8 protein-coding genes and 1 pseudogene are annotated in these 13,675 nt (G+C 61.6%); 6 read left to right on the top strand and 3 right to left on the bottom strand.

Annotated elements, in window-relative coordinates; translation table 11 throughout:
* The first annotated feature begins 240 nt into the window (after window positions 1–240).
* The 4 genes from HG262_RS23395 (at window position 241) to HG262_RS23380 (ending at window position 7,795) form a co-directional block, all read left to right on the top strand.
* The gene (locus HG262_RS23395; RefSeq protein ID WP_169273299.1) at window positions 241–3,558 is read left to right on the top strand and encodes a carboxyl transferase domain-containing protein; all 3,318 of its coding nucleotides are present in this window, start codon (window positions 241–243) and stop codon (window positions 3,556–3,558) included.
* A gap of 33 nt (window positions 3,559–3,591) precedes the next feature.
* Complete coding sequence (locus HG262_RS23390) at window positions 3,592–6,039, top strand: CoA transferase (RefSeq protein WP_169273298.1); 2,448 nt, start codon at window positions 3,592–3,594, stop codon at window positions 6,037–6,039.
* A 57-nt stretch (window positions 6,040–6,096) separates the two neighbouring features.
* The gene (locus HG262_RS23385; protein ID WP_169273297.1) at window positions 6,097–7,104 is read left to right on the top strand and encodes a tripartite tricarboxylate transporter substrate binding protein; all 1,008 of its coding nucleotides are present in this window, start codon (window positions 6,097–6,099) and stop codon (window positions 7,102–7,104) included.
* 256 nt (window positions 7,105–7,360) lie between these two features.
* On the top strand, window positions 7,361–7,795 hold the full coding sequence (locus HG262_RS23380; protein ID WP_169273296.1) for a hypothetical protein: 435 nt from the start codon (window positions 7,361–7,363) through the stop codon (window positions 7,793–7,795).
* On the opposite strand, the pseudogene HG262_RS31210 reads toward HG262_RS23380, so the two are convergent.
* Window positions 7,780–7,960 (bottom strand): annotated as a pseudogene (locus tag HG262_RS31210) (AbrB family transcriptional regulator); the annotation flags it as partial. The gene HG262_RS23380 and the pseudogene HG262_RS31210 overlap by 16 nt on opposite strands.
* Before the next feature lie 197 nt (window positions 7,961–8,157).
* Window positions 8,158–9,102 (bottom strand): aromatic alcohol reductase, encoded by a 945-nt coding sequence (locus HG262_RS23375; protein WP_169273295.1) that lies wholly within the window; start codon window positions 9,100–9,102, stop codon window positions 8,158–8,160.
* 232 nt (window positions 9,103–9,334) lie between these two features.
* On the opposite strand from HG262_RS23375, the gene HG262_RS23370 reads away from it, so the two are divergent.
* Both HG262_RS23370 and cysS read left to right on the top strand, forming a co-directional pair.
* Window positions 9,335–10,234 carry a LysR family transcriptional regulator gene (locus HG262_RS23370; RefSeq protein WP_169273294.1) on the top strand — a complete coding sequence of 300 codons (900 nt, stop codon included), beginning with the start codon at window positions 9,335–9,337 and terminating at the stop codon, window positions 10,232–10,234.
* Between the two features lie 416 nt (window positions 10,235–10,650).
* The gene (gene cysS, locus HG262_RS23365) at window positions 10,651–12,054 is read left to right on the top strand and encodes a cysteine--tRNA ligase (protein WP_169273293.1); all 1,404 of its coding nucleotides are present in this window, start codon (window positions 10,651–10,653) and stop codon (window positions 12,052–12,054) included.
* A gap of 604 nt (window positions 12,055–12,658) precedes the next feature.
* Here cysS and HG262_RS23360 read toward each other — a convergent pair.
* Window positions 12,659–13,573 carry a LysR family transcriptional regulator gene (locus HG262_RS23360; RefSeq protein ID WP_169273292.1) on the bottom strand — a complete coding sequence of 305 codons (915 nt, stop codon included), beginning with the start codon at window positions 13,571–13,573 and terminating at the stop codon, window positions 12,659–12,661.
* Between the last annotated feature and the right edge of the window lie 102 nt (window positions 13,574–13,675).

Here is a 13,675-nt window from a genome sequence, read left to right as displayed (position 1 = left end):
CGGCTATAGGGGTCAGAGAAAAATGTGAATTGTGCGGCTGTTGCACGACACCTAACATCCTCGCCAAGTTAACGACAACCGCCGGATCAAGCTGGGCTGCGATTGTGCGTATCCGTTTTCATGTTAATGCTTTTCGGCGCCTGCCCGCAGGCGCGCCTCCTCTGGCAGGAACATGCAATGGCTACGGGCAGCAGCTTAAGGACTTGAGCATAAGAGTTAGAGCAGAGACATAGGATCCCCATGAAGAGAGTGTTGATTGCCAATCGTGGCGAAATCGCCGTGCGAGCCATTCGCGCCGTGCGCGACCTCGGGTTGGAAAGCGTCGCGGTGTATTCCCAGGACGATTCAAACTCGAGGCATCGAATTCTCGCGGATACCTCGGTTGCACTGACCGGCTCCGGTCCGGCGGCTTATATCGATATCGCCGCCATCATTGCTGCCGCCACGGCCGAGCATTGCGATGCCATCCATCCGGGGTATGGCTTCTTGAGTGAAAGGGCGGATTTCGCCCTGGCTTGCGAGACGGCGGGAATCACGTTCATCGGCCCGAACGCCGATCACCTTGCTCTGTTCGGAGACAAAGGCCGCGCTTTGCAACTGGCCCGCGAATGCGGCGTGCCCGTCATGCCCGCCACGTCGGGCGGTGCAACACTTGCGGACGTCGAACAGTTCTTCGACGAGCAGGGCGGGGTCGGGATCGTCATCAAGGCGGTCGGCGGAGGCGGCGGACGCGGGATGCGCGTCGTCAAGTCCAAAGCCGATATCGCCGAGCTCTATGCCCGCTGCCGGTCGGAAGCAATGTCGGCCTTTGGTGTGGACGCGTTGTACGCGGAGCGTCTGGTCAATCGCGCGCGCCATATCGAAGTGCAGATTGTCGGCGATGGTGCGTCGGTGGTCGCGCTTGGCGATCGGGATTGCACGCTGCAGCGCCGCTTTCAGAAAGTGGTCGAGATCGCGCCCAGCCCGGTGCTGAGCGCCACTCTGCGCGCCGCCATTCTTGCCGCAGCAAAGAAAATGGCGGCTAAGGTGGAGTACCGCAGCCTGGGAACCTTTGAATTCCTGGTCGAAGAAAACGAGCAGGGGGTGCAGACGGACTTTGTATTCATTGAAGCCAATCCCCGGCTGCAGGTCGAACATACGATTACCGAGCAGGTCACGGGCGTGGATCTGGTGACCTTGCAGATCGGGATCGCGCAGGGAAAGCGCCTGGCCGAACTGGGAGTGGACCCGACCAACCCGCCGGGGCTGAACGGTTATGCCATTCAGGTCCGCATCAATGCAGAATCGACCGATGCCACGGGCATGGCACGCCCGGCACATGGCAGGCTGGAGCGTTTCGAGCCGCCCGCCGGCCCCGAAGTGCGCGTCGACACCCATGCCTATAGCGGGTATTCGCCCGCCCCGGCGTTCGACACGCTGCTGGCCAAGCTGATCGTGTTCAGCCGCAGTGACGATTTCTCGGGAGTGGTGCGGCGTTTGCGCCGCTGCCTGGCCGAGTTCCGGATTGCCGGCGTCTCGACGAATATCCATCTTTTGCAGGCGCTCGTGGCCCGGGAGGACTTCCTGTCGCAGCGCAACCATACACGCTATATCGAGGCCATTCTGGGGGAACTGCTTGCAGCGGCCGAACGGTACGCGCAAGAGCAGCAGGCCAAGGACAGCCTGATCGGCGATTCGGGGGGGCGCAGCGCTTCGGCGGACATCCTGCCGCGGGCTTCGCAGGCCGCGGTGCCCGAAGGGCTCTCGGCATCGCGCGCGCCGTTGAGCGGCCGCCTGGTCGAGGTGTCCGTGAGCGCTGGCGCTCTCGTGCTCAAGGGCCAACCCATTGCCGTGATCGAAGCGATGAAAATGGAGCACACCGTCGTCGCCGATTTCAATGGCAGGGTTGTCGAGGTGCCGGTCGCCAGTGGCGGCAATGTGCTCGAAGGCGAGATCCTGGTCTTGCTGGAACAGGAATCGGGTGGTGTCGACACCGAGGTCGTGACAGACGCGATCGATCTGAATGCCGTGCGCCCTGACCTGCAAGCCGTTCTGGACCGCCATGCGTCGCTTTATGATGACGCGCGCCCGCAGGCCGTGGCAAAGCGCCGTTCGCGAGGGCAGCGCACCGCACGCGAGAACGTGGACGATCTGTGCGATGAAGGCTCGTTCGTGGAGTTTGGCGCACTGGTCATTGCCGCGCAGGCCAGCCGCCGCAGCAAGGAAGACCTGATCGCCAACACGCCAGCGGACGGCATTGTCACCGGCATTGGCAACGTCAACGGCGACGCATTCGGCTACGACGGGTCGCTGACCGCCGTGATGGCCTATGACGCGACGGTGCTGGCGGGCACGCAGGGAAAACGCAACCACATCAAGACCGACAGGCTGGTGGAACGTGCCCGCCGCGACGAAATGCCGATGGTGTTGTTCGCCGAAGGCGGAGGCGGTCGGCCGGGCGATGTCGATTTTCCGTTCGTATCCGGGCTGTATCAGCCGTCGTTCGCTGCGCTGGCCGAACTCAGTGGCGAAGTGCCTTTGCTCGGCATTGTTTCCGGACGCTGTTTCGCGGGCAACGCCGCCTTTCTGGGGGTCTGCGATGTCATCATCGCGGACAAGAGCGCCAACATCGGCATGGCCGGCCCGGCGATGATCGAAGGCGGAGGACTGGGCATCTTCCGGCCAGAGGACGTCGGCCCCGCGCCGGTGCAGTTCGCCAATGGCGTCATCGACATCCTGGTCGACAACGAGGCGCAGGCCGTCGCGGCGGCGAAGCACTATCTGTCCATGTTCCAGGGCCGCACCAAGGACTGGGTGGCGCCCGACCCGCGCCACCTCCGTCATGTGGTGCCGGAGAATCGCTTGCGTGTCTACGACAGCCGTAAGGCCATCGAAGGCATTGCCGACGTAGGCAGCGTATTGATGCTGCGCTCGGGGTTCGGCCTGGGAATGCACACCGCCCTGGCTCGTGTGGAAGGGCAGCCGGTGGGGATCATCGCCAACAATCCGCATCACCTGGGAGGCGCCATCGATGCCGATGCGGCCGACAAGGCGGCACGCTTCATGAATCTTTGCGATATCCACGGTCTGCCCATTATTTCGTTGATCGATACTCCGGGATTCATGGTCGGGCCGGAGCAAGAGGCCAGGGCGCAAGTCCGGCATGTGTCGCGCATGTTCGTGGCCGCGGCCAAGCTGCGGGTCGCCATCTTGGCAATTGCCTTGCGCAAGGGCTACGGTCTGGGAGCCATGGCCATGGCCGGCGGGGGCTTTCGCTCGGCCAGTTGCGCGGTTTCTTGGCCAACGGGCGAATTCGGCCCCATGGGCCTGGAAGGGTCCATCCGGCTGGGCTTCAAGAAGGAGCTCGAGAACGTCCCCGAGGGGCCGCAGCGCCAGGCGCTTTACGACCAGTTGGTGGCTCGCGCGTACGAACGCGGGCACGCCATCAATGTTGCGTCCACGACGGAGATCGACGCAGTCATCGATCCCGCACAGACCCGCACGTGGATACGCCAAGGTATCGCGTCGGCATCTTTGCGTGCCGGCCGGGCCCGCCGCGCCTTTGTCGATACCTGGTAATCGAGGCTAAGTCTGTTGGAACAGGTTGCGACTATGCAAACATCTGAAAGCCGGCTCGCCTTCTCCGGGTTGCGCGTGCTGGAAATAGGCTGCGGAGCGGCAGTGGCGTATGCCGGGAAGCTCTTTGCGGATTTTGGCGCTGAGGTCATCAAGCTGGAGGACGCCGACGGCGACACGCTGCGCCGCCTGCCGCCCCTGTTGAACGAGGCCGATGGCGAGCCGGCAAGCGCCTTGCATGCCTGGCTCAATACCAACAAGCGCAGCGTGGCCCGGCGTGGAAAGACAGGCGCGGATACCGCGTGGCTGTCAGGGATCGCGCGGACATGCGATGTGATTCTCGATGCCCGGGCCCTGGACGAAGGCTTGGAGGCTCTGAAGCGCCCCGTGTACGCTGGCGAGGGGAACGACGGCCAGGGCAATGCGCCGATCGAAGTATGTCTGACCTGGTTCGGCGAGTCCGGACCCTACAGTGGTTTCGCGGGAACCGAGGCCGTGTGCCGCGCCCTGGCCGGCGCGGTGTATTGCAGTGGCGCGGAGCAGGGCCCCCCCCATCTGCCGCACGACATTCAGACCGCCATCGCCGCCGGTGTCGCAGCATTCTCGAGCGCGACCGCCGCGTTGCTGGGACGATCCGACGGCAGCCGGCGTTATGTGCTGAGCATCCATGAGATTGCGTTTTCGCTGGTGGAGATGGAAGCCGGCATGGTGCAGGATGGCCGGCATCCCTTGGCTCGGCTGGGTGTCAACCGGTTCTGCACGACGCATCCTGCCGGCATCTACGAGACCAAGGAGGGCTGGGTTGGGCTGTTCGCCCATACCGGCCCGCAGTGGGCCGCGCTGTGCGCTGCCATCGGCCTCCCGGACCAGGCTTTGGATCCGCGTTTTGCGAGCGGGCCGACCCGTATCGTCCATGCGGACGAAATCGATGCGTTCCTGATTCCCAGTCTGCGCGCCAGGACAGCCGAGGAATGGCTCGATGTGCTGCGCAAGGAGAAATTCCCCGCTGTCATCGTGCCGACCATGGCAGAACTGCTTCAACAAGGCGTGCATCGCGAACGCGGCGCCTTTGTTCCCGTCAAGGCGGGGGCGGCCGAATTCGAGGGGCCGGTCGTTCCGTTGCCCATGGGCGATGCGGGGCCCTTGCCGGGGGGGAAGGCAGCGCTCCTGGACGCTGACGGCCCCAGCTACCGTGAAGCGGAGAGTCTGACGCCGGCCGCCGGCTTGGCCAGGGCTGCGCCGGACGCGCTGCCCTTACGAAAAATCCGAGTGGTAGATTTGACGATGGGGTGGGCCGGGCCCTTGGCGGCAAGGACGCTGGCGGACTTTGGCGCGGAAGTCATCAAGGTTGAAAGCACGCGCTATCCGGACTGGTGGCGGGGCACGCATTACACCGATGAGTTCTATCAGGAAAAGCTGTACGAAAAGAACTCGAACTTTGCGCTGATGAACCGCAACAAGTTGGGCATCACGCTCGATCTGACCCGAGCTCAAGGACGTGCGGTCCTGTTCGATCTGGTGGCCAAGGCCGATATCGTCATCGAGAACTACTCGACCGAGGTGTTGCCCAAACTCGGGCTGGACTATGCCGTGCTGTCCCAGGTCAACCCGCGGTTGGTCATGGTATCCATGCCGGCATTCGGGTCGGGCAATGAATGGAGCACGATCAGGGCCTATGGCGGCACGCTGGAGCAGGCTAGCGGCCTGCCGCATCACACCGGTTTTGCGCAGAACCCTCCGGCGCTGACCTCCTACGCTTATGGTGATCCGGTGGGTGGCTTCAACGGGGGCGCGGCCGCATTGTTGGCGCTGTTCGTGCAGCAACGCTCGGGCAAGGGGCGCCACGTCAACCTGTCCCAGGTGGAATGCATGCTGCCCATGACAGCGCCGTTCCTCATTGAGCAGTCCGTGCACGGCACCACCACGCCCCGCAGCGGCAATGCGCATCCTCTACATGCCCCGCAGGGGATTTACCAGTGCGCGGGCGATGACGCCTGGGTGGTGGTGAGCATCACGAGCGATGCGCAATGGCAGGCATTGGTGGCGGTCATGCAGGCGGCTGATCTTGCCCTGGACCCTGCTCTGGAGAAGGCGGCAGGCAGACGGACCCGGCAGGAAGAGATAGACCGCAGGATCAACGCATGGGCCCGCGCGCGCTCCGCGCAAAGCGCAATGGCCGAACTGCAGCAGGCCGGCATCAGCGCAGGAGAGGTCAAGCCGGTCTGGACGGTGCTCGATGACCCGCATCTCAGGGCCCGTGAATTTTTCAAGGTGACATCCCGCCCTTATATCGGCGAGTTTCTGACGACCACGTCCTGGTTCAGGGAGCCGGCCGCTACGGTCGCGGCGGTGCGTCCAGCGCCTACGCTCGGGCAGCACAATGGTGATGTGTTTTCGCGTGTGCTGGGCATGAGCCTGGATCAGCAACAGACGCTGGAGCGAGACGGAATCATAGGAAACACCGCAACCAGGAAGGTGGCCTGACAAGCCCCCGCAAGCACGATGCAATGCACAAGATCTAAATTTTCGTGGAGACAAACAATGACTACATCCGATTCCCGCCGTAACTTCCTCATCACTTCCGCGCACCTCGCCGTGGTTTCGGCATTGGGGTTGGGGTCTAGTGCCGCGTTCGCGCAGGACAAAGCATGGCCCACTAAAGCCATCAAGATCATCGTGCCGTTCCCGGCCGGTTCGATCACGGACACGATGGCTCGCCTGCTGTCGGATTCTTTGTCCAAGACGCTCAAGCAGCCCGTCATCGTGGAGAACAAGGGCGGCGCCAATGGATCAATCGGGGCGGCCGAGGTGGCCCGTTCGGCGCCGGATGGCTACACCCTGCTGGCCACCAACAGCAGCAGCATCACCGTCAATCCCTTGATCTACAAGAACTCCCAGTACAAGGCCAAGGATTTCGCTCCCATCGCACTGGTACTGGACGCGCCGTTCATTCTGAACGTCAACCCCGAATGGGCCGAGAAGCACTCCATCGAGTCGGTCAAGGATCTGGTTGAGTACGCCAGGAAGAATCCGGGCGATCTCACCTATGGGTCGGGAGGCCAAGGCAACCTGGCCCATCTGGCGTTTGCGCAACTGAGCAATGACGCCCAGTTCAGGGCAACCCATATCCCTTACAAGTCGGCTTCGCAAGCTAGCATGGCGGTCATGGCGGGCGAGGTGAACGCTTCTTTCGATACGCTGGCCAGCGCACCGCAAGTGGCGGCCGGCAAGTTGAAAGCCCTGGCAGTCACGCAGAAGCAACGGATTTCCCAAATGCCGGATATTCCCACGACGGCCGAGGCAGGCTATCCGAACATTGATGTAACTTTCTGGCTGGGCCTGTTCGTCCCGGCAGGCACGCCTGCCCAGATCGTCGACACCTTGTACGATCAGTCCAAGCGCGCGATGGAGCAGCCCGCTGCCAATACCTCACTCAGTGCGCAGGGTATCGTCGTCATGAGCAATCCGAAGGAATTGTCCACGCGCATCGGGCATGAGGTCGCTCAGCTTTCTCATGTCGTCAAGCGGGAGAACATCGTCATCGATTGAGGCCAGGCCGGCGCGGCGGACGCCATCGAGGCGTCTTGCCGTCGGCTGCCAGGCAACGCCTGGCTCAGTTGATCTGCACGCCGCTCTTCGGCCTCGGATGCGACTTGCTGCAATACCTGCCGGTTATGCTTGTCATCCAGTTCATAAAACGCCGCCTTATCGAGAATCGCGGCTGGATTAGTGCCAGGGCCAGGTACACCGCCGCCGCGCCGTCCATCACGTCTTTCACGCCGATTCTCGACAGGCAATCCGAACCATGAAAATCCGTGCAGCAGCGTTGCTAAGCCTTTCGTTCCTGGTGATGGCTCCCTCCGTCGCGGAGACTGACGTGGATCAAGCGGAGCTCCTGGGGACACTAACTGGCGGAAGTTGGCATTCCCGAGACGGGCAGGGCTCCTACCGGGTGATCTTGGAGAACGTGGGCTTCGAGCACGTGAGCTGCCATGTTTGGATCGAGTGGCTGGCCACTAAGGCATCCGGAAAGAAGCAACCCGGGCAACCGCCGCGCCTCGTCGCCAGGGTGTCATACAACGAAATCTCCAGCGGCTTCTGGTCTTGCAATCCAAAGACGGTCGGGTTGGCCGGTGCCACGCTGACCATCCACGCCAAGCACACCTATTCCAGCGAAAACCGCAAGTTCTGCGCCGTGCTGGGCGCACCGGGTGAGTACCGCGATCAGGGCTTATGTTGAACCTGCTTCCATATCGCGCGGGTTAGTGCCTGCGGCGCACCACGAACATTCCGATCTGTCTGGATATCTCGGCCCAGGAAGGGGCAGGAACGCGGCAATTACCGGGTCTTCGTGCACGGCTTCAACACGGCCCACGACAACGGCGCTCTTACGCAGGTCAAACGCTCTAAGACGTCCTGCGGACATGGGTGAACGGCAGCTATGGGCAGGGCACCAGGATCGCTTTGGGTCGTCAGCTGACGGCTGTAAATCCTCCTCCTCGAACCCTGTCCGTCCGTACCCACGCAGGCCCGTCGCACCACATCCAACATCATCAAGGCAAGTCTCACCAACAAAACCAACCCGCAAGCCCCATCAACTGTCTAGATCCGCCGATCTTGATCCGGCGCCGGCAGATGGTCGCGTAACCATTGGTCCAACCCGCAGACCGCGATGCCGCGCTGGGCGTTGAACGTTTGCGCCTTGTCCCAGGCCACGCCGCGCCCCTCTGCGAATACGGCGCGGTACTTGCGCAACGCGCTTTCCGGATCAGCGGCTAGTTGGCGTTTCAGTTCGGGCACTGTCCATTCGTGGCGCTGGACCTTGACGCCACGGGCGCGATCCAGGGCGTCGGCCACCTCTCGATAGGTGACGGTATCGCCGGCGACATACACCGCACGGTTGGCGATGCGCGGTTCGGTGAATAGAATCTCCGCCGTCAGGTTGCCGATGTCATCGGCGGTCGTAAGTGTGACGGCCGTGTCCCAACTGCCTAGCGCGTTCACGGTATTGGCCCCCAGGTCGACCACGCCGAAGGCCGGTTCGAACAAGAAGCTGGTGAACATGCCAGTCGAGACAATGACCCATTCGGTGTTCGGCTGAGCGCGCAGCATATCGCGCACGTCCAGTTGTTCGTCGAACAGGTCCTGCGGACTGTTCCGGCCGATGACGTCGTAGTCCACGCCGAATTGCCACGGTACGAAGCGCTTGACGTCGGCATCCAGCGCGGCGCGCGCAATCTTGCGCTGCACGCCCCGGCCGCCCACGAATCCCGTGCACGAGATCACGGTGTGGAAACGGCTGAATGTGTCGGCGAGCTCGTCGCTGGATTGCGTCGCCAGGTCGCCTGCGACGATATGGACGCCCAGGGCGTTCAGGTCAGCCAGGTCTTGCTGCTTCGCCGTGTCGGTGGAAGCGACAGTCGACGGGCGCAACAGGACCGAGAGGGAAACGCGGGCGGCGCGTTTGGCGTGGGGAGCCAGATGGCGCAGCACGGCCATGCCGAGTTGGCCTGCGCCCAGGACCAGAATGGCGTTGTCGTTCAACATGGGAAACCCCGCTAGGAAATGGGTGTTTGAGAAATGGGCCGCCACCCGCCGCGATCGCGATGCGGAAAAATGCCGCCCTGATGTGATTTGCAGTGTAGGAGCGCGCAATCCGTCCATTGTTCGCCGCGTTTGAATACACAACGCGCAGGAAGCACACGGGTTGCGCCGGCCGCATTGTTAACATTGGGAACTCCCGCCGAAATTGGCGCACGCACTATCGGCAGGCAGGCTTATGGACAAACTTCAAGCGATGGCAACTTTCGTACGGGTCGTTCAGGCGCGCAGCTTCAGCAAGGCGGCGCAGTCCCTGGGGATGCCACGTTCGTCGGTGACGACGACGGTCAAGAACCTGGAGGCCCACCTGGGCACGCCGCTGCTTCGACGCAGCACCCGCAGCCTGAGCCTGACCGACGCGGGCGGGCGCTACGTGGCGGCGTGCCAGGCCATCCTGGCCAATATCGCCGACGCGGAAAACGACATGTCCGCCACGAACCAGGCGCCGCGCGGACGAGTTCGCGTGGACATGCCGGGTGCCATCGGAAGGGCGATCGTGGTGCCGCGGCTGCTCGAATTCGAGGCGCGTTATCCGGACATCGAAGTCGTGCTGGGATTGAGTGATCGGCCGGCGGACTTGATTTACGAAGGCATCGACTGCGCGATCCGCAGCGGCACGCTGGCAGACTCGACGCTGGTGGCGCGCAAGCTTGGCCAGTTGGCTTGGCTAACATGCGCGTCACCCAAATACCTGGCTCGGTTCGGAGAGCCGGATTCCGTGGCCGCACTGGAAGCGCACCGAGTGGTCAACTACCTGTCCAACGCCACCGGCCGTCCGCTGGACTGGCGCTTCAGCGTCAATGGCGAAGCCGTGGCGGTGTCTCTGTCCAGCCGCTATGCCGTCAACGAAACCGAGGCCTATCTGCACTGCGGCCTGGAGGGGCTAGGCCTTATCCAGCTATCCGAATTGGCGGCGTCCGTCTACCTGCGCAGCGGGCGCCTGCGGGAAGTTCTGGCGGATGCCCGATGCACCCCGGTGCCGATTTCCATTGTCTATCCTCAAGCCCGCGCCACGGCGGCGGTCAAGACGTTCGTGGACTGGGTCATCGCGATCGCGCGGCCCGAGCTGGCCGGATGAACCGACGTGGACGGACAACTCTGCCACTTCAAGGCGCATACGAGCCGCGTGCTACAGAAATAGGTTCGAGTTTGCCTGCGCGGGCATCACGTCTCCACGCCTTGGTAAGCCCGCCTTGGGGTGGAGGCGGGTGTATATGAATAACCGCTTCCGGCCAGGAACCGTCATTCGGTAGACATCGCGGAAACCGGTCATTCGCCAATATTGACCAGCACAGCCAAAAGCCGCTAGGATTGCAGGCATGATTACTCGCTCCAAATCCCTCTTTGCGCTGTTCCGTGCATGTTGTCAGACCGTGCCGGGGGGAAGCTGCGTCTAGTAATTAGCTACACGTTGAATCAATCGCCTCTGGCCGCCCGTTGCAAAACCGGCGGCTTTTTTGTTTTTGCCTGCGCCCTTTGAGACGGAGAGAGTTGATGCCACTTGCGTTGTATGACACCTGGTCGCGTACCGTGCGCTCGTTCACGCCAATCCACGCTGGCCACGTCGGCATGTATTGCTGCGGCCCCACCGTCTATGACCATGCGCATATTGGCAATCTAAGAACGTATGTGTTTGAAGACATTCTGCGCCGGGTGCTCATTCGCAACGGCTACGAGGTCCGTCACGTCGTTAATATCACCGACGTCGGTCATCTGACTTCGGATGCCGACGAAGGCGAAGACAAGATGGAAAAAGGTAGCAGGCGCACCGGGGAGTCCGCCTATGCTATTGCTCAGCGCTACACCGAGGCCTTCGTCGCAGATTGGCATGCCCTGAACTTGTTGGAGCCGACGGTATGGTGCCGCGCGACCGAGCACATCGCCGAACAGATCGCGTTTATCGACGAGTTGGACCGGTCCGGCTACGTGTATAGGACCAACGATGGTCTTTATTTCGACACAAGCAAACAGGATGACTATGGCTTTCTGGCCCGGCTCGACCGTGCCGGCCTGCAGGCCGGCAAGCGCGTAGCACTTGGCGAGAAGCAGAACATCACGGATTTTGCGCTATGGAAGTTCAGTCCGGAGGGTGTAGCGCGACAGATGGAATGGGATAGCCCATGGGGGCGTGGATTTCCAGGCTGGCATATTGAGTGCTCGGCCATGTCGGCGAAATACCTCGGCATCTGGTTCGACATCCACTGTGGCGGAGAAGACCATATTGCCGTGCATCACAGCAACGAAATTGCGCAAACGCAAGCGGCCCACGGCACTCGTCTTGCGAACTTCTGGATACACGGACATTTTCTAACACTCAATGCCGACAGCAAGATGTCGAAGTCGAGTGGGGATTTTGTGCGCTTGCAGACCTTGCGCGGTCGGAACATCGATCCGCTTGCCTACCGTTATCTGTGCATGACGGCGCATTACCGGAGCAAGCTGCATTTCAGTTGGACGTCTCTTGGTGCCGCGCAGACAGCCTTGAACCGGTTGCGGCATCTCTATTCCGGCTGGCCGGACGGTGGCCGCATCGATCCGGATTTCGCCGCGCGCTTCAACACCGAATTGAATGATGACCTGAATCTGCCGAGGGCATTGGCCGTGCTATGGGAACTCGTCAAGAGCGAGCTCCCACCTGCGGCCTTGAAAGCGACAGTGGACAGCTTTGATTTTGTACTGGGCCTCGGGTTACGCGATTGGAACCCCGTTGCGTCTGACATTCCGGAAAGTATCCAGGTGCTGCTCGGTGAGCGCGCTCAAGCCCGAGAGGCAAAGAACTGGGCAAAAGCCGATGAGATACGGAGGATGTTAAACACCCAAGGCTGGAGAGTCGAGGATGGCAACGACGGGCAACGCCTGACTGAGATTGCCACGCCCCCTGCAGATATCGGAAGCTAGTGGTAACAGCATGGGCGTCGCACCGATTGAATGCACAGCTAAAAGCGGCCGCTGGCCGCAAGCGCCTCCGAGCCATCAATACAAAGCACGACGTTTCCTGCTCTGGTAATTCCCAGTCGCCAACCAAGTGCCTCGAGCAGCTTGCTATATTGCGAACCAAAAGTTCGCCTTTTCGGGAAGCAGCATTTTCGGGTCACTGATTTTTATTTTAGAGTTCGCCTTTTTTGACGGGAGCCGTCTTAAGTGTGACGCATGTCGAACGGCGAACACTCGGCCATTTTCGGCCGCCGGCCAGTCCTTGGATACGGAAACGTGAACGTCTGCTCCGCCCTTGGCACCAGGCAGCCGATTCGGCCTATTCAGTATGGATCCAATGCAGTTTTCTCGCACATCCCAGACGAGTGAGCCCTAGCCAAGGCACGCTATCGTCAGCAGCCTTATTCTTGCGTTCGCGCCGGCTTGCGCGCGAGAGTGCGTAATAGAGCAGCCACGGCGTTCCCTTAGGCACTACCGATCTGTACCTGGGTGAAGAGTGTCGCAGGCGGCTATGGCTCTAGCCCGCTCCCATGGATTGGATGGAACGGTCCCCTGAGGCGAAATCGGGTTACCGCTTCTTGGAACTGACAGGCGCGGTCCACTTCAGCGCTTCAAGGACCAGCGAGAACGCATGGGACGGTTGCTTGCGGCTTGGGTAGTACAGGTAATAGCCAGGGAACGGCGGGCACCAATCCTCCAGCACGCGCACCAGTCGCCCGTCGTCAAGGTACGGCGCGAACTCTTCTTCGGGCAGAGAAGCGATCCCCAACCCAGCTACCGCCGAGTCCACCATGCTGGGCGAGGTGTTGAAGATTAGTTGACCGTCTACCCGCACGTTCAATGCCTCGCCTCGGCGCTCGAAATCCCAGACGTAAATGCCGCCTGCAGTTTGCATACGCATGTTGATGCAGTTGTGCTTGAGCAGGTCGCGTGGCGTTTTGGGGATGGGGTGCCTCTCGAAATAGGCCGGCGATGCCGCGATTGCCATGCGCAACTGCGGCCCGATCGGCACTGCGATCATGTCCTTGTCGATGGTGTCGCCCATACGCACGCCCGCATCGAAACGGTCGGCCACAATGTCCCGGAACGCGTAGTTGATGTCGAACTCGACCTTAATGTCCGGGTATTCGAGCAGCAATGGGGTGAGTTTGGGCAGCAGCGTGGTCCGAAGGATGTGCTCACCACAGGTGATCCGCACCGTGCCTGCCGGCTTGTCCCGCATCTCCGTCAGTTCATCGAGTTCGGCATCAATCTCGTCGAATCGGTGCCCGATGGCGTTGAGCAGGCGCTCGCCCGCAGCCGTAGGTGACACACTTCGCGTCGTGCGCGTGAGTAGCCGGATTTGCAGCCGTGTCTCCAAACCGCTGATGGCTTGGCTGAGCGCCGATTGCGTGATGCCCAGTAGCGAGGCGGCGCGCGTGAAGCTGCCTTCCCGCGCCACCGTCACGAAGTACAGAAGATCGTTGAGATTCCGTTTGACCATGGCAGCAGTTTTCCACGGAACACTGATTAGCTCAACTAATAGACCTTGTAAGTTCTCATTAGCTAGTCAAGGCGACTTTTACACGCCACTATTCAGGACCTG

This window comes from Achromobacter sp. Bel (assembly GCF_012928505.1).
Classification (GTDB): Bacteria; Pseudomonadota; Gammaproteobacteria; order Burkholderiales; family Burkholderiaceae_B; genus Achromobacter.
The sequence above is the reverse complement of the archived record's forward strand: the minus strand, read 5'-3'. Positions and strand labels throughout refer to the sequence as shown.